At 62.1% G+C, this 20,635-nt stretch carries 19 protein-coding genes and 1 pseudogene; 13 read left to right on the top strand and 7 right to left on the bottom strand.

Annotated elements, in window-relative coordinates; genetic code table 11:
* Nucleotides 1–207: 207 nt before the first annotated feature.
* The 4 genes from EN807_RS07355 to EN807_RS07340 all read right to left on the bottom strand — a co-directional run bounded on the left by EN807_RS07355 (nt 208) and on the right by EN807_RS07340 (nt 2,714).
* Nucleotides 208–1,080 (bottom strand): MBL fold metallo-hydrolase, encoded by an 873-nt coding sequence (locus EN807_RS07355; RefSeq protein WP_135934441.1) that lies wholly within the window; start codon nt 1,078–1,080, stop codon nt 208–210.
* A 149-nt stretch (nt 1,081–1,229) separates the two neighbouring features.
* Entirely contained in the window at nt 1,230–1,889 is a 660-nt protein-coding gene (locus EN807_RS07350) for a peroxiredoxin (protein ID WP_135934440.1), read from the bottom strand.
* 167 nt (nt 1,890–2,056) lie between these two features.
* Nucleotides 2,057–2,422: a cell division protein ZapA gene (locus EN807_RS07345; RefSeq protein WP_023797070.1), complete on the bottom strand. Its 366-nt coding sequence runs from the start codon at nt 2,420–2,422 to the stop codon at nt 2,057–2,059.
* 19 nt (nt 2,423–2,441) lie between these two features.
* Nucleotides 2,442–2,714, bottom strand: a complete 273-nt coding sequence (locus EN807_RS07340) for a DUF4164 domain-containing protein (protein ID WP_023797069.1) — start codon at nt 2,712–2,714, stop codon at nt 2,442–2,444.
* 305 nt (nt 2,715–3,019) lie between these two features.
* Between EN807_RS07340 and tkt the strand changes: the two genes are divergently transcribed.
* The 7 genes and pseudogenes from tkt to EN807_RS07305 all read left to right on the top strand — a co-directional run bounded on the left by tkt (nt 3,020) and on the right by EN807_RS07305 (nt 12,483).
* A complete protein-coding gene (gene tkt / locus EN807_RS07335; RefSeq protein WP_135934439.1) occupies nt 3,020–5,011 on the top strand; it encodes a transketolase in 1,992 nt (663 codons plus the stop codon).
* A 154-nt stretch (nt 5,012–5,165) separates the two neighbouring features.
* Nucleotides 5,166–6,176: a type I glyceraldehyde-3-phosphate dehydrogenase gene (gene gap, locus EN807_RS07330; RefSeq protein WP_127314265.1), complete on the top strand. Its 1,011-nt coding sequence runs from the start codon at nt 5,166–5,168 to the stop codon at nt 6,174–6,176.
* 254 nt (nt 6,177–6,430) lie between these two features.
* Nucleotides 6,431–8,320 (top strand): potassium/proton antiporter, encoded by a 1,890-nt coding sequence (locus EN807_RS07325; protein ID WP_135934438.1) that lies wholly within the window; start codon nt 6,431–6,433, stop codon nt 8,318–8,320.
* A 111-nt stretch (nt 8,321–8,431) separates the two neighbouring features.
* A complete protein-coding gene (locus EN807_RS07320; protein WP_135934437.1) occupies nt 8,432–9,628 on the top strand; it encodes a phosphoglycerate kinase in 1,197 nt (398 codons plus the stop codon).
* A 138-nt stretch (nt 9,629–9,766) separates the two neighbouring features.
* Nucleotides 9,767–10,792, top strand: coding sequence for a class I fructose-bisphosphate aldolase (locus tag EN807_RS07315; RefSeq protein WP_135934436.1), 1,026 nt, complete (start codon nt 9,767–9,769; stop codon nt 10,790–10,792).
* A 124-nt stretch (nt 10,793–10,916) separates the two neighbouring features.
* Nucleotides 10,917–11,647, top strand: a pseudogene (locus EN807_RS07310) (thioredoxin family protein).
* A 104-nt stretch (nt 11,648–11,751) separates the two neighbouring features.
* Entirely contained in the window at nt 11,752–12,483 is a 732-nt protein-coding gene (locus EN807_RS07305) for an SGNH/GDSL hydrolase family protein (RefSeq protein ID WP_135934435.1), read from the top strand.
* A 14-nt stretch (nt 12,484–12,497) separates the two neighbouring features.
* On the opposite strand, the gene EN807_RS07300 is transcribed toward EN807_RS07305, so the two are convergent.
* On the bottom strand, nt 12,498–12,659 hold the full coding sequence (locus EN807_RS07300; RefSeq protein WP_127314259.1) for a hypothetical protein: 162 nt from the start codon (nt 12,657–12,659) through the stop codon (nt 12,498–12,500).
* Nucleotides 12,660–12,838: 179 nt separating this feature from the next.
* Complete coding sequence (locus tag EN807_RS07295) at nt 12,839–13,792, bottom strand: ring-cleaving dioxygenase (RefSeq protein ID WP_135934434.1); 954 nt, start codon at nt 13,790–13,792, stop codon at nt 12,839–12,841.
* A gap of 270 nt (nt 13,793–14,062) precedes the next feature.
* Here EN807_RS07295 and EN807_RS07290 point away from each other — a divergent pair, with 270 nt between their 5' ends.
* The 5 genes from EN807_RS07290 to EN807_RS07270 all read left to right on the top strand — a co-directional run bounded on the left by EN807_RS07290 (nt 14,063) and on the right by EN807_RS07270 (nt 16,557).
* The gene (locus tag EN807_RS07290) at nt 14,063–14,230 is read left to right on the top strand and encodes a hypothetical protein (RefSeq protein WP_135934433.1); all 168 of its coding nucleotides are present in this window, start codon (nt 14,063–14,065) and stop codon (nt 14,228–14,230) included.
* Nucleotides 14,231–14,315: 85 nt separating this feature from the next.
* Nucleotides 14,316–14,918 carry a DJ-1/PfpI family protein gene (locus EN807_RS07285; RefSeq protein WP_135934432.1) on the top strand — a complete coding sequence of 201 codons (603 nt, stop codon included), beginning with the start codon at nt 14,316–14,318 and terminating at the stop codon, nt 14,916–14,918.
* A 52-nt stretch (nt 14,919–14,970) separates the two neighbouring features.
* Nucleotides 14,971–15,336: a VOC family protein gene (locus tag EN807_RS07280; RefSeq protein ID WP_135934431.1), complete on the top strand. Its 366-nt coding sequence runs from the start codon at nt 14,971–14,973 to the stop codon at nt 15,334–15,336.
* Nucleotides 15,337–15,353: 17 nt separating this feature from the next.
* Complete coding sequence (locus EN807_RS07275; RefSeq protein WP_189522365.1) at nt 15,354–15,764, top strand: hypothetical protein; 411 nt, start codon at nt 15,354–15,356, stop codon at nt 15,762–15,764.
* Nucleotides 15,765–15,837: 73 nt separating this feature from the next.
* Complete coding sequence (locus EN807_RS07270) at nt 15,838–16,557, top strand: YafY family protein (RefSeq protein ID WP_008873880.1); 720 nt, start codon at nt 15,838–15,840, stop codon at nt 16,555–16,557.
* Nucleotides 16,558–16,674: 117 nt separating this feature from the next.
* On the opposite strand, the gene EN807_RS07265 is transcribed toward EN807_RS07270, so the two are convergent.
* Nucleotides 16,675–17,538 carry a universal stress protein gene (locus tag EN807_RS07265; protein WP_135934430.1) on the bottom strand — a complete coding sequence of 288 codons (864 nt, stop codon included), beginning with the start codon at nt 17,536–17,538 and terminating at the stop codon, nt 16,675–16,677.
* Between the two features lie 332 nt (nt 17,539–17,870).
* Between EN807_RS07265 and EN807_RS07260 the strand changes: the two genes are divergently transcribed.
* Complete coding sequence (locus EN807_RS07260; protein ID WP_135934429.1) at nt 17,871–20,564, top strand: HAD-IC family P-type ATPase; 2,694 nt, start codon at nt 17,871–17,873, stop codon at nt 20,562–20,564.
* Nucleotides 20,565–20,635: the final 71 nt, after the last annotated feature.

Here is a 20,635-nt window from a genome sequence, read left to right as displayed (position 1 = left end):
TCCGGCTGCCGCCACTTCCTTCCCGTATCGCGACGGGGAGAAGAGGCAGATCGCACCGCCGGCACTCTTTTTGCAACGTCGAAAATTGGCGAAATCGTCAGCGAAAGCGTCCCTTCTCCCCGTCACTATACGGGGAGAAGTGCCCGGCAGGCGATGAGGGGCGGGGCCGAGTTTAAAATAGAGTTGTAGTGCCAGCGACCCATCTCATCACAAGCAATCGAGCGGAAATTTCAAATACCGGCGGCCGTTGGATTCCGGGTCCGGCAAGCGCCCGCCATTCATGTTGACCTGCAGCGCGTGCAGGATCAGCCTCGGCATCGGCAGCGTCCTGTCGCGTGCCTCGCGCAACGCCACGAAATCGGCCTCTGTCCTGCAGGCGGCAACATGGGTGTTCTTGGATTTCTGTTCCGCAACAGTGCTCTCCCACAAAGGTTCGCGCCCCTCCGCCTGGTAGTCATGACCGACGAACAGACGTGTCTCGTCCGGTAGCGCGAGGATATCCTGGATCGAGCGCCAGAGTCGCGCCGCACTGCCGCCAGGAAAATCCGCTCTTGCCGTGCCGCTGTCCGGCATGAACAGCGTATCATGGATGAAAGCGGCGTCGCCGATCACATAGGTAATCGAGGCCAGTGTGTGGCCCGGTGAAAAAAGCACCTTTGCCGGAATGCCGCCGACCGAAAAGGTCTCGCCATCGGCAAACAGCCTGTTCCACTGCGATCCGTCGGCAGGAAAATCCGGCCAGTTGTAGATCGCTTTCCACAATTTCTGGACGTCGATAATCTTGTCGCCGATCGCCGTAGGCGCTCCTGTCTTATCGTTGAGATAGTGCGCCGCCGAGAAATGGTCGGCGTGGGGATGCGTGTCGAGAATCCATTCGACGACCAGCCGTTGATCTCTAATGAACTCGAGCATCGCGTCGGCATTCTTCGTCGCCGTGGCGCCGGATTTCTCATCGAAATCAAGAACGGGATCGATGATTGCGCATCGTCGCGTCTGCGGGTCGGCGACGACATACTGGATGGACCCGCTCGGCTTGTCGTAAAAGCCTGCAACCTGCAGCTTGGCCGATGTCGCGTCCAATCCCGGCTCCCTGAACTCCCACCTGGCAGGAATGGTTTTCTCTGCCGGGGCAAAAGAAGAGCATGGTCATCCGTCAGCGCCACGCCGTCAAGCACCGCATGCTCGCGCAAGCAAGAAAACCGAAAATTCTCCCGTACTGCCCCTGCCGCTCAGGCGGAGGGCTGCTTGGTCTTCCTGAGATACGGCAGGATCGTCTCGAAGGCACCGAAACGCTTGACCGCATCCTCGTTGGAAACCGCAGCTGTTATGATGACATCCTCGCCCTGCTTCCAGTTCGCCGGCGTCGCCACCTGGTGCTTGGCGGTCAGCTGGATGGAATCGATTGCACGCAGGATCTCATCGAAGTTGCGGCCGGTCGTCATCGGATAGGTGAGAACCAGCTTGATCTTCTTGTCGGGCCCGATGACGTAGACCGAACGCACAGTGGCATTGTCGGCGGGCGTACGGCCTTCCGAGGTTTCGCCGGCACCGGCCGGCAGCATTTCGTAAAGCTTGGCGACCTTGAGGTCCTTGTCGCCGATCAACGGATAGTTCAGCGAATAGCCGGTCGCAGTCTTGATGTCGTCTTGCCATCTGGCGTGGCTTTCGACCGGATCGACGGAAATGCCGATGATCTTGACGTTGCGTTTCTTGAACTCGCCTTCCAGCCCGGCCATCGTGCCGAGCTCGGTCGTGCAGACCGGCGTGAAATTCTTCGGATGGCTGAAAAGCACCGCCCAGCCGTCACCGATCCATTCGTGGAAGCTGATCGTCCCTTGCGTGGTTTCGGCCGTGAAATCCGGCGCGATATCGTTGATACGAAGGCTCATGACGTGTCCCTACCCTGTGATTGCAGCCGGCATTGACCGGCGTTGCTTTTGCATTTCTACCACTCCCGCGTCATCCTTCAAACGCCTGTTGCACCGGCATCGAAGCCGGCGGCGAAAAATTTTCATTGCTTCTCAGCAAATGCAGCAGGAATTTTCGCTGCGCTGGCTCAGGCCTTGTTCACCGCCAGCGTCGTCGCCAGATCTTCCATGCGCTGGGCGAGCGCGCCAAGCGCTTGGGTCAGCACCGAATCGTTCTTGTCGGCCTTGGTCAGCGCGTCGTCACGCGTCTTGCGCAGCGTCAGCACTTCGCTTTCCATGCCCTTGACGCGTTTTTGCAGTTCCGAGAGCTCGTCCATGACCATGATGCCGGCCATCACGGTCAGCCGCTGGTCGCCGATCTCGCCGAATGAGTCTTTCAGGTGCGAGACATAACGGTCGAAGCGCTCGGCAAGGTCGATCAGATGCTCTTCCTGGCCCTCGTCGCAAGCCATGCGATACTGCTTGCCGTCGATGGAAACCGTGACTTGTGCCATTGGCCTACCTGTCCAGTCCCTATCTGTCCAACACGGCGCGGATGGTTTCCATGGCGGTCACCAGCCGACGCGACACTTCCTTGTTGGCGTCTTCCAGCCGTTCGGCGCGCGCTTCGGAATTGTCGAGTTCCTGCGCCAGCCGCGAGCGATCGGCGTTCATGCGCTGCACCTCCGCCTCGGCTTCCGTATAGTCGCGCTCGTGCTCGAGCTTGGCCGCGACGGCATTTTCCAGCCCCTCGATGGCCTTACCCAGCCTCGCGATGACTTCTTTGAGTGTCGTTTCCCCGGTCATGGCTTTCGTCCTGCGCCCTGCCCATCACCGAATCATCCACGTTACAGAACGCGTTATGTCTGAAACATTACCCGCCGTGTGAAGCCAACGTCAATAAAGCTCTCACGGCTGTCCCCTGCTAACGCTAATGTAGAGCCCCCAAGGCCCTTCTGGGGCCATCACAAGACCGGCAAAAGCGCCGGTTTATTGACTAACAAGATCGGCAAAAGCGCGCCGGTTTGTTGACTAAAAAGCCGCGCCTGCTATGTGTCGCGCACCCCTTTCCAGGGCTCTCCCAAAGCCCAAACCCCCACACTGGAGGAAGCATGACCTCGCGTGAACAACATGACCGGATGGCCAATGCGATCCGTTTTCTTTCCATGGATGCCGTCGAGAAGGCCCAGTCCGGCCACCCCGGCCTGCCCATGGGCTGCGCCGATATCGCCACGGTGCTGTTCACGCGTTTCCTGAAATACGATCCGAAGAACCCGCACTGGCCCGATCGCGACCGTTTCATCCTGTCGGCCGGCCATGGCTCGATGCTGCTTTATTCGCTGCTCTATCTGACCGGCTATGAAGACATCACCCTCGACCAGATCAAGCATTTCCGCCAGTTGGGATCGAGGACGGCGGGTCATCCCGAATATGGCCATGCCGCCGGCATCGAGACGACGACCGGCCCGCTCGGCCAGGGGCTTGCCAATTCGGTCGGCTTCGCACTCGGCGAGCGCATCATGAATGCCGCTTTCGGCAACGACCTCGTCGACCATTACACCTATGTGCTGGCCGGCGACGGCTGCCTGATGGAAGGCGTCTCCCAGGAAGCCATCGCACTTGCCGGTCATCTCAAGCTGAACAAGTTGATCGTCTTCTGGGACAACAATAACATCTCGATCGACGGCCCGGTGTCGCTGGCCGACAACACCGATCAGGTCGCTCGCTTCCAGGCGTCCGGCTGGAACGCCAGCCACATCGACGGCCAGGACCCCGAAGCGATCGCCTATGCTATCGAGGCGGCGCGCCATTCCGACAAACCGACGATGATCGCCTGCAAGACGACGATCGGCTTCGGCGCGCCAACCAAGGCCGGCACCAACAAGGCGCACGGCTCGCCGCTCGGCGCAGAGGAAATCGCCGGCGCCAGGAAGTTCTTCGGCTGGGACTATCCGCCCTTCGAAGTTCCTGCCGATATTCTCGATGCCTGGCGCGACGCCGGCAAGACGGGTGTCAAGGCACGCACCGACTGGGAAGGCCGCCTTGCCAAGGCCGACGCCCAATTGCGCAGCGAATTCGAGCGCCGCATCAGTGGCACGCTGCCGGCGAATTTCGACGCCGTCATCACCGACTACAAGAAGAAGCTCGCCGCCGACAAGCCGAAGGTCGCAACCCGCAAATCGTCGGAAATGGCGCTCGAGATCATCAACGGCGCGGTGCCGGAAACCGTCGGCGGCTCGGCCGACCTGACCGGCTCCAACAACACCAAGACCAGCCAGACCAAGAACATCACATCAGACGATTACGGCCAGCGCTACGTTCACTACGGCATCCGCGAGCATGGCATGGCGGCAGCGCTCAACGGATTGACGCTGCATGGCGGCCTCATCGCCTATGGCGGCACGTTCATGTGCTTTTCCGATTACGCCCGTCCGTCGATGCGGCTTGCCTCGCTGATGGGCATCCGCTCGATCTTCGTCATGACCCATGATTCCATCGGTCTCGGCGAAGACGGCCCGACCCATCAACCGGTGGAGCATCTGGCCGCACTGCGCGCCATTCCGAACCACAATGTCTTCCGCCCGGCCGACGCGGTCGAGACCGCCGAATGCTGGCAGCTGGCCATCGAGCAGGAAAGGACGCCTTCGACGCTGGCGCTGACCCGGCAAAACCTGCCGTCGGTGCGCAACGAGTTCGTTGCGGAGAACCTCAGCCGCCAGGGCGCCTACGAGTTGGCCGCCGCCAATGGCGATGCGGCGGTGACGATCTTCGCTTCGGGCTCCGAGGTCGAGATCGCGCTGGCGGCGCGCGAGGCACTGGAGAAGCACGGCCATCCGACCCGTGTCGTCTCTGTCCCCTGCTTCGAATTATTCGACAAGCAGAGTGCCGACTATCGCAAGAAGACGATCGGCAACGCGCCGATCAAGATCGCTATCGAGGCCGGCATCCGCCAGGGCTGGGATCATTTCATCGGCACCGACGGCATCTTCATCGGCATGACCGGCTTCGGCGCCTCTGGCACGATCGAACAGCTCTATCCGCATTTCGGCATCACCGCCGAAGCGACGGTGAAGGCAGCGGAAGCCAGCCTGCACGGCGAGTAAAGCCAGGCGCCCGCGAAACCGCGCATCGTGGTTTTGCGGGCAGCCTCCTTCTGGTGGACTTAAATCCAACCCATCGACGGCTGGATTCTTTGACAGCCCGCCGTTATGAAGCTGCGGACTTGATCTTCGGCCTCCAACTCCCAGGGAGAGAAAAATGACCGTCAGAGTTGCCATCAACGGATTCGGCCGCATCGGCCGCAACATCCTGCGCGCCATCCACGAATCCGGCCGCAAGGACATCGACGTCGTCGCCGTCAACGACCTCGGCCCGGTCGAAACCAACGCGCATCTGCTGCGCTTCGACAGCGTGCATGGCCGCTTCCCGCATGAAGTGACGGTTGACGGTGACCAGATCACCGTCGGCACCGAAAAATTCAAGGTCACCGCGATTAAGGATCCGACGCAGTTGCCGTGGAAGGAGCTCGGCATCGACATCGCGCTCGAATGCACCGGCATCTTCACCGCCCGCGACAAGGCCGCCGCGCATCTGACCGCCGGCGCCAAGCGCGTCCTCGTCTCGGCGCCGGCGGAGGGCGCCGACCTCACCGTCGTCTATGGCATCAACCATGACAGGCTGACCAAGGACCACATCGTCATCTCCAACGCCTCCTGCACCACCAACTGCCTGGCACCGCTGGCAGCCGTGCTGCATGAGGCCGTCGGCATCGAGAAGGGCATGATGACGACGATCCACTCCTACACCGGCGACCAGCCGACGCTGGACACCATGCATAAGGATCTCTACCGCGCCCGCGCCGCGGCCCTGTCGCAGATCCCGACTTCGACCGGTGCGGCCAAGGCGATCGGCCTGGTGCTGCCCGATCTCAAGGGCAAGCTCGACGGCATCTCCATTCGCGTGCCGACCCCGAACGTCTCAGTTGTCGATTTCAAGTTCATCGCCAAACGGCCGACGACCGTGCAGGAGATTAACGAGGCGGTGATCGCCGCCTCCAACGGCAAGCTGAAGGGCATTCTCGCCGTCACCCATCATCCGAACGTTTCGATCGACTTCAACCACGATCCGCATTCCTCGATCATGGCGCTCGACCAGACCAAGGTCATGGACGGCAACTTCGTTTCGGTGCTGTCCTGGTACGACAATGAATGGGGTTTTTCCAACCGCATGGCCGACACCGCCGTCGCCTTCGGCAAGACCATCGCCTGACCGCAGAACCATCTTCTCGCGACGTGGAAAACGCCCGGCTCTGTCCGGGCGTTTTCATGAGAGCGCCCAGCGCCCTTTTGGATGCGCAAACGACGCTCTAACGGTTTGTTTGGCAAGACCGCGCCTTGAGCGCCAAAACACTCAATAATCAGCGGCATAGGGCAAAAAACCACCCTCACGCCTTGCACCGGTCATGTCTTCGCCTCACTCTCCCGTAAAGCGAGAGGAACACGAATTCGAGGGGCAATTGGCGGATGGAGCATGCGATCTATCTCGTGACGCTGGTCGGCGCCGCACTGGTCGTCGCCGCCGCGTTTTCGAGCCTGATCGCCTTCCGCTTCGGCGCCCCTCTCTTGCTGCTGTTTCTCTGCATTGGCCTGGCCACGGGAACCGACGGCCTCGGCATCCAATTCGACAATGCGCGGCTGGCTTATTTTGCCGGCTCACTGGCGCTGGCGGTCATCCTGTTCGATTCCGGTTTCGGCACGCCGCTCAACGCCTTGCGCCAGGCGGCCGGACCGGCACTGTCGCTGGCGACCATCGGCGTCCTTTTGACCACAGGCCTGTTCGGCGTCGTCGCCTATTATCTGCTCGATCTCAGCTGGCTGGAATCCTTCCTGCTCGGGGCTGCTGTCGCCTCGACCGACGCGGCGGCAGTGTTCTTCCTGTTGCGCGCCGGCGAGATCAATTTGCGCGAACGCGTGCGTTCCACGCTCGAGGTGGAATCCGGCACCAATGACCCAATCGCCATCTTCCTGACCATCAGCCTGGTCGAGATCATCGCCGCCAACGCCAGTCCCGAGGCCAGGGTGCTGATTACGGATCTCGCCCTCGGCTTCCTTCTCAATATGGGGCTTGGCGCCATCGTCGGCATTTTCGGCGGCCTCGCCATCGTGCGTCTTGTCGACCGGCTCAATCTCGACCACGGGCTGCTGCCGATCTTCGTGCTGACGCTGTCGCTGATGGTGTTCGCCGCCGCCGGCGCCATTGGCGGCTCCGGTTTTCTGGCGGTCTATATTGCCGGCCTTATTGCCGGTAATTCCGACATTCGCGCCGTCACCATTCTCAAGCGCTTCCAGGACGGCATGTCGTGGCTGGCACAGATCATCATGTTCCTGGTCCTCGGCCTGTTCGCGACGCCCTCGCAATTTCCGGCGATCCTGCTGCCGGCGGTGCTGCTGGGCCTGTTCTTGATATTCGTGGCGCGGCCGATCGCCGTCTGGCTTTGCCTGATGCCGTTCCGTCTGCCGCGCCCGGAAGTCGCCTTCGTCTCATGGGTGGGTCTGCGTGGCGCCGTGTCGATCCTGCTCGCCATCACGCCGCTGCTTGGCGGGCTTGAGAATGGTCGTCTCATTTTCAACACCGCCTTCATCGTCGTGCTGGTGTCGCTGGTCATCCAGGGATGGACCGTCGGGCCGCTGGCGCGCCGCCTCGGCCTGATCGTGCCGGCCCGCCTAGGCCCGTTGGACAAGGTCGAACTCGAATTGCCGGGCTCCGCCCATCACGAGCTTCTCGCCTATCGCGTAGCACCTGGCAGCCCGGTGGCGCGCGGCGAGCGCATTCCGCGCTGGGCGCGGCCGTCGCTGGTGCTGCGCGACGGGCGCTCGATGCGCTTCCAGGACATGGGCAGGCTCGCCGCCGGCGACCATGTCTACATTTTCGTGCCGGATCGCTATCCAGCCCTGCTCGACAAGCTGTTCGCCAGCCGCGCCGTGGTCGATCCCGAGGACGCGGACTTCTTCGGCGCCTTCGCCGTCGATCCGGCGCGCTCCGCCGCGGAACTTGAAGCCGCTTACGCGCCGGGCCTGACCGAGGAGGAACGCAAGCTGACCGTCGGCGACCTGGTGACGGAGCGGCTCGGCGGTCATGCCGAATATGCCGACCGCGTGCTGATTGGTCCGATCGAGCTGATCGTCCGCGACGTCGACGACAAAGGCAAGATCACTGGCCTTGGTCTTTCCCTCGAGCCGACCGCGCCGGTGGCACGGGTGCCGGTGTTCCTGAGTGCTGGCGAGATAGCCGACCGCGTCGTTGGCTTTGTGCGAAATTGGCGCAAGCGGATCAAAAAGCAGAGTGCCGAGGCGCCTGTGGACGCGGAACGGTCTCCACAGCCGGTGGTGGAAAAGGCAACCGACAAGGGCTGACTGCTCCCGACCCGAGTCGCGGATCATATTTTCCGTGAATTCCCATGCGGGTCTTGCATCGTCGTTGATGCGGGGTAAGGTCCCCGCGTTTTTTTCGCGAAAGGGAACAGCATGGCCGGCTTCAAGACACTGGACGACATCGGCAACATCGACGGCAAGCGTGTGCTGGTGCGCGTCGACCTCAACGTTCCCGTCGCCGACGGCAAGGTCACCGACGCCACCCGCATCGAGCGCATCGCGCCGACCATCGCCGAGCTTTCCGGCAAGGGCGCCAAGGTCATCCTGCTTGCCCATTTCGGCCGGCCCAAGGATGGACCGTCGCCCGAATTCTCGCTTGAGCCGATCGCCAAGGCGAGCGCGAAGGTGCTTGGCCGCCCTGTCGGCTTCGCGCCGGATTGCATCGGCGACGCAGCGGCGAGCGCCGTCGTTGCCATGAACAACGGCGACGTGCTGCTGCTCGAAAACACCCGCTTCTACAAGGGCGAGGAGAAGAACGACGCGGCCTTCACCGAAAAGCTCGCCGCCAATGGCGACATCTTCGTCAACGACGCCTTTTCCGCCGCCCACCGCGCCCATTCGTCGACGGAGGGGCTTGCACACCTGCTGCCGGCTTTCGCCGGGCGTACCATGCAGGCTGAGCTCGACGCGCTGGAAAAGGGCCTCGGCAATCCCGTCCGCCCTGTCGTCGCCATCGTAGGCGGCGCCAAGGTGTCGAGCAAGATCGACCTCCTGATGAATCTGGTGAAGAAGGTCGACGCGCTGGTCATCGGCGGCGGCATGGCCAACACCTTCCTCGCCGCGCGCGGCACCGATGTCGGAAAATCGCTGTGCGAGCATGATCTCGCCGGGACCGCCAAGCAGATCATGATCGAGGCGGCCGAAGCCGGCTGCGCCGTCATCCTGCCGGTCGACGGTGTCGTCGCCAGGGAATTCAAGGCGGGCGCCGCCAGCGAAACCGTCGCCATATCAGAGGTGCCGACCGATGGCATGATCCTCGATGTCGGCGAAAAGACCGTGAAGACCGTTGCCGACTGGATCGACCGCGCTGCGACGCTGGTCTGGAACGGCCCGCTCGGCGCCTTCGAGATCGAACCGTTCGACCGGGCAACGGTGGCAGCAGCCAAGCACGCCGCGGCCCGCACCAAGGCCGGCAAACTGGTCTCGGTGGCTGGCGGCGGCGACACAGTGGCAGCACTCAACCATGCCGGCGTCGCGGACGACTTCACCTATGTCTCGACCGCCGGCGGCGCCTTTCTGGAATGGATGGAAGGCAAGCCGCTGCCCGGTGTCGATGTGCTGAAGCGCTGAGGCCCTGGGGCGACAGGCGAACGAGGGGCGTTTGCGCCTTTCAATCGATTCGAGCTTTCCGCTTGGAATGGTTCGACTTGAACCTGCCTTGCTCTAGTGGTCTGCTAGGTTGGAACAAACGGTTCAGGAGGATGCACAATGAGCGAACGTCTCGAGGACATTGCCGCCGCGATGGTGGCCGACGGCAAGGGTCTTTTGGCCGCCGACGAAAGCTCCGGCACCATCAAGAAGCGCTTCGACGTGATCGGCGTCGAATCAACCGCCGACAGCCGCCGCGACTATCGCGAGATGATGTTCCGCGCCAAGGAGGCGATGACCAGATACATCTCCGGCGTCATCCTCTACGACGAGACCATCCGCCAGAAGGCCGCCGACGGCACGCCGCTGGTCGACATCATCAAGGCGACCGGCGCCATTCCAGGCATCAAGGTCGATGCCGGCGCCAAGCCTCTCGCCGGTTTCCCTGGCGACACGATCACCGAAGGCCTCGACGGCCTGCGCGAGCGCCTTGCCGACTATTACAAGCTCGGCGCCCGTTTCGCCAAATGGCGTGCGGTGATCGACATCGACGTCGCCAAGGGCGTGCCTTCAGCCACGTCGATCGGTTCGAATGCGCATTCGCTCGCCCGCTATGCGGCGCTTTGCCAGGAGGCCGGCATCGTGCCGATCGTCGAGCCGGAGGTGCTGATGGATGGCGCCCATGACATCGGCACCTGCTACGAGATCAGCAAGGCAACGCTGACAAAACTCTACACCGAGCTCTACGCGGCCCGCGTCGTCCTCGAAGGCACCATCTTGAAGCCGAACATGGTTCTCGGCGGCAAGAAGTCGGGCAAGACCAGCAGCCCCGAGGAAGTCGCCGAAAAGACCATAAAACTGTTCCGCGAAACGGTGCCGGCCGCAATCGGCGGCATCGCCTTTCTCTCGGGCGGGCAATCGGACGAGGAGGCGACCGCCAACCTCAATGCCATCAATGCCATCGGCCCGCATCCATGGAAGCTGACCTTTTCCTATGGCCGCGCCTTGCAGGCGGCGCCACAGAAGGCCTGGAGCGGCAAGGCGGCCAACGTTGCCGCTGCCCAGGCCGCCTTCGCCCACCGCGCCCACATGAACCACTTGGCCGCACTTGGAAAATGGCAGCCGGACCTGGAACAGGCCGCCTGACCGGTTTTTTGGCTTCGTCCGAACCCGGGCCATGGCCCGGGTTCAATTATGCTCCAAAAAACCGAGGGCCGTGTCGGTTTGCGTTGAGCCCAAACGTCCTTGGGGCTCAAAGAGGAGCAGACTCATGCCAAACAACAAGTTCGTTTCACGGGAAGACTGGTTCCAGGCGCACAAGGCGCATCTGGCCCGCGAGAAGGAATTGACGCGATTTCGCGACCGCATCGCTGCCGAACGGCGGGAATTGCCCTGGCTGAAGATCCGGAAGGACTACGTCTTGTGAGACCGAGCCCGAAGAAACTGGCCGGCCTATTCGCAGGCGCAAGCCAGCTGATCGTCTACCACTTTATGTTCGGGCCGGGCGCCGATTATCGTTGCGAAGGGTGTTCCTTCCTTGCCGACCATATCGACGGCGCCAACCAGCACCTCAAGCACCACGATGTGTCGCTGGTCGTGATCTCGCGGGCGCCGTTGGCCGAATTTCTGCCCTACAAACAGCGCATGGGGTGGAAATTCGACTGGGTGTCGTCCTACGCGTCGGACTTCAACTTCGACATGCAGGTTTCCTTCACCGACAAACATATCCAATCAGGCGACACCACCTACAATTTCGAGCAGCGCGCGCTGAAATCGAAGGACCTTCCCGGCATCAGCGTGTTCTACAGGGATGAGAACGGCGACATCTTCCTGACCTTCATATCGCGCTCCAGGGGCGGCGATCCGCTGATCGGCGCTTATCACTATCTCGACCTGACGCCGAAAGGCCGCAACGAGACAGGTCCCTACCACAGCCTGATGGACTGGGTGCGGCTGCACGATGAATACGCAGACAGGCACGAGATGCAGGACGCCTGTTAACATTGACGACGGGCAGCCGACGCAAGATCTTTCGCCTTTAGCCCGATATGCGCTAAGTGCTGCTCGCCACGCCTTTAACGGACTTTCCCCATTAACGGTTTGCGATGCAGCGCTTTCTTGCCCTCCTCACCTGGCTCGCCTTTCCAGCCTATGTCTGGCAGGGACTCGGCGTGCGCCGCCGCACCACCCGCATGCTGCCCGCGCAAGGTCCGGTCATGCACGAGATATCAGGCCAGGCGCCAGCGATCTCGCTTCTGATGCTTGGCGATTCTTCCGCCGCTTCGGTCGGCATCGGCAATTCCGAGTACGGGTTGGCCGCGCAACTGGCCGAGCTGATCTCGCAACGCACTGGCCGTGCGGTGCGCTGGCGGGCAGCCGGCTTCAACTCGGCGACCTCAGGCCAGATCCGCGACCATGTGCTGCCCAATCTGTCGGCTGATCCCTGGACGCATATCGTGCTCGCCATCGGCACCAACGACACCAAGAACTTTCACTCGGTGCCACGCTTCAAAAGCGATTTTGGCGGCCTGCTCTACGCGCTGCGAGCCAAATGGCCTGAGGCGCGCGTGGTGTGGTCGCCGGTGCTGGAATTCACCCGGGCGCCGGCAATGCCGCCGCTGCTTGGAACGATCCTGGAGATGCGCGCCGCCGAGATGAACCGGATGGGCGAGCGCCTCTGCCTCGAACGCGGCGCGGTGCCGGCGCCGCGCCTGCCGATCACCGATGCCGAAGCCGGTTTTGCCTCCGACGGATTTCATGCCTCGGAAGCCGGCTACCGGGCCTGGGCGGAACATCTCGTCGACCTGGTGCTGGCCAACGAACCACGCGTAGCGTAGCGGGGCCGCCAGCTCTACGTCCAATGCCCCAACGCCGCTGTTATCGAAATCGCCGCCATCGCCAGCACCGCCAGCTTCCAGAAATCGCTGCGCCGCTTCAGCCCCGGCCAGCCGAGCGGCTTGATCAGCTGGATGACCATCATGACGATGATAACGAGCGCGAGGAGTTTCGACATGCCGCTTTTGACTAGCGCATCGGCCCGAAAATCGAAATCGATTTTCGGAAAGCACGATGCGTAGATTCAAAAGTGCTGGAGCGTCCTTTGCGCGTCCAGAAGGACGCGCGGCGCTCTAGTATCACGGCCGGCTGTCAAAGCGCTCCGCTCATGCCAGATCGCCATAACGCTGAGAGGTGCTATGCCAGCGGCTTGAGGCCGGCCTCGATCGAGGCCCGCTTTGGTTCGAGGAAGGGCGGCAAGGCCAGCCTTTCGCCCAGCGTTTCCAGCGGCTCGTCTGCCGTGAACCCGGGGCCGTCGGTGGCGATTTCGAACAATATGCCGTTCGGCTCACGGAAGTAGAGCGAACGGAAGTAGTATCGTTCGACTTCACCGCTTGACGGCAGGCGGAATTCGGCCAGCCGCGCCGTCCATTGATGCAAGGTCTCCCGGTCCGGCGTCCTGAACGCGACGTGGTGGACCGCCCCGGCACCTTGCCGTGCCGGCGCAAGGCCCGGCTGCACCGCGACATGAAGTTCCGCCGCCGGGCCGCCTTTTCCCATCTCGAACACATGAACCTGACCCTGACCATCCGGCGAGGCATAATCGCGCGCCTTGTGCATGTTCATCACCCTGGTCAGCACCGCTTCGGTGTTGGTGATGTCGGGAACGCTGATGACGATAGGCCCGAGCCCGCGTATCTGGTGCTCGATTGGGACCGGGCTTTGAGCCCAGGGATGACTGTCGCCCTTGCCGCCATCGCTGATGAGACGCAGGCGCTGGCCTTCTGGGTCTTCGAAATCCAGCGACGGATAGCCGCCGACATCGCCGATCTCTCCCGCCGCGACGGTCTCGCCGGACAAGTGCTGCTTCCACCAGGCAAGGCTTTCGGAGCTGGCGACCCTCAGGCTGGTCCGGACGATGCTGTTGGTGCCGCGCCGTTCGCGTCCGACCGGCCAATCGAAGAAGGTAAGATCGGTGCCAGGCGTCGCCTCGGCGTCGGCATAGAAAAGGTGATAGGCCGTCGTGTCATCCTGATTGACCGTCTTCTTGACCAGTCGCAGGCCCAAGGTCCTCGTGTAGAAACGAAGGTTTCCGGGCGCATTCGCGGTGATAGCGGTCAGGTGGTGGATTCCCGTCAGTTGCAGGCCCATGGTCGTCTCCCTGATTTACAGAAAATTTTTCTCCTTCAATATCAGAACGCCGACTTTATCGCAGAAGGATGCGAATTCCGACAGTCCGTCGCTGTAAGCTGAACGATCTCGACGCTGATAGCGACCTGCGATGAACAAGCCGGCGTGCCGCGCACCGGCGAGCTCGGGAAGGCAAAACCGGCAGCATCACCGAAGGCCATCATTCTACTGACAGACTGCTGTCAGGAGGGGTGTGCGATAGTGTCTCCATCGAAAGAGAGGAGACCAGCTATGAACGGTTTTACCATTCTGCGCGGCGTGCAGCACTATGTCGGCAAGATCAGGACGATGCGCAACGAGATCCGCACCCGGCGTTTCATGAACGGGTTGCCGCAAAGCATCCGCAAGGACATCGGTTGGCCGGATAATTACAAAGGCCGCCACGGCCGCGGCCATTGAGGCGATTTTTTCGCAGCAGCAGTTGGATGCGGACACCACGGCGCCCAGATAAATAGGTCCGGCGGACGGAAAGACGGAGCAGGAAATGTCCGAACAGAAGACCATTGGCGTTCTTTTCATCGATCGCTTCGCCGACTGGGAATACGGGCTGCTGGCGGCTTCGGCGGTCGAATGGTTCGGCGCACGCGCGGTGTCGCTGACGCCGAACGGCAAGCCGGTGACTTCGGCCAGCGGATTTATGCTGACGCCCGACCGTTCCACCGAGGTTGATGAAAACACCGATCTCGACGCTGTGGCGGTCATCGGCTCCGACCAGTGGGTTGATGCCCCGCCTGATGTCTCCCGGCTGCTGACAGCGGTCGCAGCGCGTGGCGGCGTGGTCGGCGGCATTTGCGCCGGCACCTTGGCACTGGCACGTGCCGGCTTGTTCGACAAGGCCAAACACACCAGCAATGGTCGTGGCTGGATCAACGAAAAGGAACCGGGTTACCCGGGCGCCCAGAACTATCAGGACGTGCCCTATGCGGTCGCCGACGGTCGCATCGTGTCCGCGCCGGGTTCGGCTCCCGGCACGTTCGCTCTTGCCTATTTGAAGGCGCTCTATCCCCAGAGAAGCAGCGACGTTGCTGAGATGCGTATGCTGTTTGCCAAGGAGTACGCTGAAGGGGAATATGCTGAAGCCTGCTGACAGTATGGTGTCAGGAGCGCGTGCAATAGTGCGGCAGTATCAGGAGACAGACATGGCCTTCATCCCTGCAAAAGCTTCGGCATGGTTCGAGATTCCTGTCACCGGCATGGATCGGGCGCGCGCCTTTTATGGGTCGGTACTCCAGAACGATCTCATTCTGGAGGAGAGCGGCCCGAACCCGATTGCCATGTTCGCCGCCGAGGAGCGAACGGCCTCCGGGCACATCTACTCCGGGAAGCCCGCGGCACCGGGAACCGGCCCAACCATCCATCTGTCGGTTGCCGCACCGATCGAGGACGCCATGGAACGGGTGAGGCAGAACGGCGGTCAGGTCGTCTCGCCGGCGATCTCCATCCCGGCCGGCACATTCGCCTATTGCCTGGACCCAGACGGCAACAGTTTCGGCCTTTTCGTTTAGAGGTGGAGGCAACCGGAATGGTGAAGGGCTGGAACGACAGGCTGAACACGCCGGGCACCAACGGTATCAAGCCGACGCTGCGCACTGTTGGCGACGTCGTCGAGGGCCAGCCGATGCTGGTGCCGACGGCACGGCAGGTCGATGATTTCATCCGCTCCATCCCAGAGGGCGTGGACATGGACGTCCGCGCATTGCGCACCGCGCTCGCCATCGAGCACGGTGCCGAAGTGACATGTCCGGTCACTATCGGCTATCATCTGCGCACTGTTGCCGAGGCCGCCAACGAGGATCTGGAACGCGGCATGACGCTGAGCGACATCGCGCCGTTCTGGCGTGTGCTGGATGCAAAGACGCCGACAACAGGGAAGTTGTCCTTCGGCGCGGCTTTCGTCGCCGCGCAGCGCAAGCGCGAAGGGCTCGAACCATAATGCATGTCGCCCAAAAGTGGACACCGGTTTTGGGACCACGACATGCATGAAAACAACACCGAGGGACCATACGATGCGTCGCGCCGACAGGCTCTTCCAGATCGTGCAGCATCTGCGCGGTGGCCGTCTGGTCACCGCCCAGAAGCTGGGCACGTGGCTCGAGGTTTCCGAGCGAACCATCTACCGCGACATCGCCGACCTGCAGTCGACGGGCGTGCCGATCGACGGCGAGGCCGGCGTCGGTTACATGATGAGGGAGGGTTTCGACCTTCCACCGCTGATGTTCACACGTGACGAGATCGTTGCGCTGGTCGCCGGCGCCCGCATGGTGCGCGCGTTTGGTGGCGCTGCCATGGCGCGGGCCGCCGACGAGGCGCTGGTCAAGATCGGCGCCGTGCTGCCCGATGCAGAGAAGGACCGCATCGCCCGCACTGAAATCCACACGCCGATGTGGGTGGTGAGCGACGCCGCCCGCGAAGCAATCGACCTGATCGAGCGCGCAGTGGAAAAACGCCAAGTGCTGACTATCGACTACTCCGACGAAGCAGGCCGCGGCACCGCGCGCGACATCAGGCCATTGGGCCTGTGGTTCTGGGGCAAGGTGTGGACGCTGGTCGCCTGGTGCGAGATGCGCGACGATTTCCGCGCTTTCCGTATCGATCGCATCGCTTCGGTGGTCATAGCCGGCCGCGTCTTCAAGCCGGAGCGCGGCAAGCAGCTCGCCGATTTCTATCGTGCGGTTGAGCGCAGCGAAGACTACGGCATGGCACCGGACCGGGCCGCGCGAACCTGACGCCTGAGATCGCGTCAAAAAGGCCCGCGTGAAGCGGGCTGTGTGAGAACGTTGAAGGCCTGCGACAGCGCGGGGGTGCCTTGACATCTCCTCCTGCAGCTTCGACGACACAAATGTTTAATGGTACAGGAAGAGTGGCTGTCGCGCTTCAGTCAGAACCGCGCGCGTGCATGACCCGAATATCTCGCGAATCCCGCTATGGCCGTAGGCACCCATGGCGATCATGCCGGCGCCCAGCACCTTAGCCGTCCCGAGGATTGCTTCCGCCGCCGTGCCGGCCTGCCTGTCGCCCAATCCCACCCCTTTTACCCGCGCGACCCCGTGCCGGCGGAGCAAAGCGCAGGCGCGCTCGGCTTCGGCGGCGGCGTACTGTTCCGACCTGTTGTCCTGGGTCAGAATATGCACTTCCCGCTCCGCCGCGATACCAAGGAGAGCCAGCATATGAAGTGTGCGGGAAGCGGCAGCGCTCCCATCGAAGGCAACCAAGAGGGGAGCGGTGTCGCTCTCCGCCCGACGGCCCTCATCAGCATCCGGAACCGTCACAACAGGCCTCAGCCCGTTACGGACGATACGATCCACACAGAGCGGAATCCTGTCAAGTTCCGCCTCAACGTCGAAAAGGCTGTTCCGTCCCACGACCACCAGATCGCGCTCTATGGATTCGATGCCGATGCTTGAAATCGCATCGGCATCGATCCGCTTGGCGGAAAATGTTATGCCCGCCCGCCGTGCATCGGAACCGAAGGCATGCAGAACGGCATCGATGCGTTCGTCAGCGCTGCTCATCAGTTTGAGATCAAGTGCCCTTTTGTAGGCCAGTCCGCCTATCGGGACTGGCTGTGGGCGCTGGATCCAGTTGGAATTCACAATACCCAGTCCTTCCACATTTGCCTGCAGACGACTGGCCAGGCGAAGCGCGAAACTGGCACCAGCGATGCTCGAGCTTGAGCCATCCAGGGCAACGAGAATACTTTTGATCATGTAAACACCCCTTCTCGGGAAAGCACCGCAAGATGGCAGAGGACGGCGTTCTCTCCTTGACTTGCGTCAAAACCGGCGGCAGTCCCGCGATAGCCAACACGGTTGCCCCTCTTCTCTCTATGATGGCGTCCTCCGCCAGGCCCTGTCTCCATCCAAGCCGTCGGTCGCCACTGCCCCCATCATGGGACGCGGAACGCGCGCTGGCTTGATTCAAGACAAACAATTGAATTTGGCCGTGTGCCATACAGATTGGCGGCGGCAACGAGATCCTCCGAAGGGGCAACGGAACAGGCAAGCCGCCCATTATTCTGGAAACCGTGCCGACGGAAGACATGAACGACCTGGTCCTCTCGCAGACGAACGTTGCGCCAACCCCGGATGTTATTCCTATCTTGGGGCTGACCAATGCCGAGGCACGCGCCAGGTTCGAGCAGTACGGCCCGAACACCCTCCCTCAACCGCATACACCATCTCTCGCCGCCGTATTCTTGCGGCAGTTCCTCAGCCCGCTGATCTATATCCTTCTCTTTGCGGCCGTGGTCTCGCTGGCGCTAGGGGATGCGAAGGATGCGCTGTTTATCGGCGCTGTCCTGGTGATCAACGGCATCATAGGAGCCGCACAGGAATATTCGGCCGGGCGGGCGGCTGCAGCGCTCCGAAATCTGGAAGAACCGCATGCGTCGGTGGTCCGCGATGGAACGCAGTGCAGCATCGACGCACGCGAACTCGTTCCCGGTGATCTGGTCCTCCTGGAAGCGGGTTCGAGGGTTCCGGCCGATATTCAGCTTCTGCTCAGCGAAGACCTCCAATGCGACGAGTCGCTGCTGACCGGCGAATCCAGACCGGTGAAGAAGAGCGCCTCATCGTCGGGCGACGAAACGGAGCGCACCGTTTCATATGCCGGTTCCATGATCACGCGGGGACGCGGACGAGGTGTCGTCGTTTCGACCGGCGGCGCAACGGAGATCGGCAAGATCGCGGAGGAAATCGGCAGGCGCTCAATATCCAAACCGCCACTCCTCATACGCCTGGAGCGCTTTTCGCGGATGATCGCGATCGCTGTCTGCCTGGCAATTTTTCTGCTGATCGCGGTCGGGCTTCTGCGCGACATCCCCTATCGCGACCTGTTCATGCTTGCGGTCGGTCTTGCGGTCAGCGCAATTCCCGAAGGGCTGCCCGTCGCGATCTCCGTCGCTTTGGCCATCGGCATGCGGCGGATGGCCAGGGCAAACGTCATCGTGCGCAAGATGCCGGCAATGGAATCGCTTGGCTCCTGCACCATGATCGCGACAGACAAGACGGGCACGTTGACGATTAACGAGCTCACCGTCACGGACATCCTGCTGCCTGACGGAACGAGACTGAAATGCGAGGCGGGCCAATATCTGGACGCGTGTTCAATCGTGTCGACACTCGGCGACAACGTGCAAGCCTCGCTGCGCGCATCCGCGCTTCTGAAAGCGGCTTCTTTGCCCAATGAAGGGCGTCTGTTCAAGGAGCGGGAAAGCTGGAGGCGACACGGCGACCCCGTCGATGTCGCCTTGCTGACGGCAGCCCGCAAGGGTGGGATCGCGCAGGAGGAAATCGCCGCGCACTACCCGCTCATCACGCGCATCCCCTACGAGCCAGACCTGAAATACGCCGCCTCCTTTCACCGCCGCAAGGGCCGTGTCCGTATCTTCGTCAAGGGCGCGCCCGAAACGCTGATAGCGATGGCCAGCAAGATGGATGCTGGTGACCGGCCATTGCCGATTGATGGCGAGTTTCTGCTGCGCCAGAAGGAGGAGCTCGCCGGAATGGGCCTGCGCGTCCTGGCATTCGCCCAGGCGGAGATCGACACGGCACCGGATGACGGCTACGCGCATCACCACCTGGTGGATCTCACCTTTCTTGGCATGGCGGGAATGCAGGACCCGGTGCGTCCCGAAGTGCCGAACGCCATACGCGACTGCTATCGTGCCGGCATCGAAGTGGCGATGGTGACGGGCGATGATCCGCGAACGGCAAGCGTGATCGCCGAGCAGGCCGGTTTCGTATTCAAACCCGACCAGGTGGTGACGGGCGAGACGGTGCGCCGCGCCGAACAGGATGGGGAAGCGGCACTCGACAAGTTGACGCGCCATGCCCGAATTTTCGCCCGCGTCGATCCGGCACAGAAGCTCTCGATCGTCTTGTCCCTCTCACGCAACGGACATTTTGTCGCCGTTACCGGCGACGGCGTGAACGACGCGCCGGCGCTGAGGCATGCCCATGTCGGCGTGGCGATGGGACGAGCCGGTACGGATGTGGCCAAGGAAAGCGCCGATATCGTCGTCACCGACGACAATTTCGCCTCTATCGTCAACGGCATCCTGGAGGGGCGCGTAGCCTACGCCAACATCCGCAAGGTGGTCTTCATGCTGGTATCGACCGGCGCGGCGGAAGTGGTGCTGTTCCTGCTGGCAATGCCGATGGGGCTGCCCATGCCTCTGCTGGCCGTCCAGCTCCTTTGGCTCAACCTGGTCACCAATGGCATACAGGACGTGGCACTTGCCGCCGAGGCGGCTGAAGGCGACGAACTTCGCTATCCGCCCCGCCGTCCGAACGAGCCGATCCTGGATCGCGTGATGATCCGCCGCATCTGGCATTCCGTTCTGGTCATGGGCGTCGGAGGCTTCGCTGTATTCTACTGGCTTCTCCAGCAGGGCTATCCCGAGGAGCAGGCGCGCAACCTTCTGCTCCTCCTCTTCGTCCTCTTCGAGAATTTCCAGGTTTTTAACAGCCGCTCGGAACACCTCTCGGTTTTCCGTCAAAGACTGTTCGCCAATCCCCTCCTCGTTCTCGGCGTGCTCGGCGCGCAGGCGCTGCACATCGGCGCGATGTATATTCCAGGACTGAGCGACACACTGCAGATCACGCCGGTTTCGCTGCGCGAATGGGGGATGTTGCTTCTCCTCGCCGCCACCTTGCTGGTGGGCATGGAGTTCGAAAAATGGCGGGAACGGCGCAGGAGTGCGGTCAATGAACGCCAGGATACACAGCGGTGAATGAGGCAGTCATTGCCGAAGACGTGGGTACTTTGACAGACGGATAGCCGCCATCTCCCGCCCCTGGACAA

Source organism: Mesorhizobium sp. M5C.F.Ca.ET.164.01.1.1, from assembly GCF_004792125.1.
Classification (GTDB): domain Bacteria; phylum Pseudomonadota; class Alphaproteobacteria; order Rhizobiales; family Rhizobiaceae; genus Mesorhizobium; species Mesorhizobium wenxiniae.
The sequence above is the reverse complement of the archived record's forward strand: the minus strand, read 5'-3'. Positions and strand labels throughout refer to the sequence as shown.

Coding starts and splice junctions, on each gene's coding strand:
- EN807_RS07305 (WP_135934435.1), top strand. CDS start 11,752: ATGCAGCGCTTTCTTGCCCTCCTCACCTGGCTCGCCTTTCCAGCCTAT.
- EN807_RS07265 (WP_135934430.1), bottom strand. CDS start 17,538: ATGATCAAAAGTATTCTCGTTGCCCTGGATGGCTCAAGCTCGAGCATC.
- EN807_RS07295 (WP_135934434.1), bottom strand. CDS start 13,792: ATGGGCCTGCAACTGACGGGAATCCACCACCTGACCGCTATCACCGCG.
- EN807_RS07340 (WP_023797069.1), bottom strand. CDS start 2,714: ATGACCGGGGAAACGACACTCAAAGAAGTCATCGCGAGGCTGGGTAAG.
- EN807_RS07260 (WP_135934429.1), top strand. CDS start 17,871: ATGAACGACCTGGTCCTCTCGCAGACGAACGTTGCGCCAACCCCGGAT.
- EN807_RS07315 (WP_135934436.1), top strand. CDS start 9,767: ATGAGCGAACGTCTCGAGGACATTGCCGCCGCGATGGTGGCCGACGGC.
- EN807_RS07280 (WP_135934431.1), top strand. CDS start 14,971: ATGGCCTTCATCCCTGCAAAAGCTTCGGCATGGTTCGAGATTCCTGTC.
- EN807_RS07275 (WP_189522365.1), top strand. CDS start 15,354: ATGGTGAAGGGCTGGAACGACAGGCTGAACACGCCGGGCACCAACGGT.
- EN807_RS07285 (WP_135934432.1), top strand. CDS start 14,316: ATGTCCGAACAGAAGACCATTGGCGTTCTTTTCATCGATCGCTTCGCC.
- EN807_RS07320 (WP_135934437.1), top strand. CDS start 8,432: ATGGCCGGCTTCAAGACACTGGACGACATCGGCAACATCGACGGCAAG.
- EN807_RS07350 (WP_135934440.1), bottom strand. CDS start 1,889: ATGAGCCTTCGTATCAACGATATCGCGCCGGATTTCACGGCCGAAACC.
- EN807_RS07325 (WP_135934438.1), top strand. CDS start 6,431: ATGGAGCATGCGATCTATCTCGTGACGCTGGTCGGCGCCGCACTGGTC.
- gap (WP_127314265.1), top strand. CDS start 5,166: ATGACCGTCAGAGTTGCCATCAACGGATTCGGCCGCATCGGCCGCAAC.
- EN807_RS07270 (WP_008873880.1), top strand. CDS start 15,838: ATGCGTCGCGCCGACAGGCTCTTCCAGATCGTGCAGCATCTGCGCGGT.
- tkt (WP_135934439.1), top strand. CDS start 3,020: ATGACCTCGCGTGAACAACATGACCGGATGGCCAATGCGATCCGTTTT.
- EN807_RS07290 (WP_135934433.1), top strand. CDS start 14,063: ATGAACGGTTTTACCATTCTGCGCGGCGTGCAGCACTATGTCGGCAAG.
- EN807_RS07300 (WP_127314259.1), bottom strand. CDS start 12,659: ATGTCGAAACTCCTCGCGCTCGTTATCATCGTCATGATGGTCATCCAG.
- EN807_RS07345 (WP_023797070.1), bottom strand. CDS start 2,422: ATGGCACAAGTCACGGTTTCCATCGACGGCAAGCAGTATCGCATGGCT.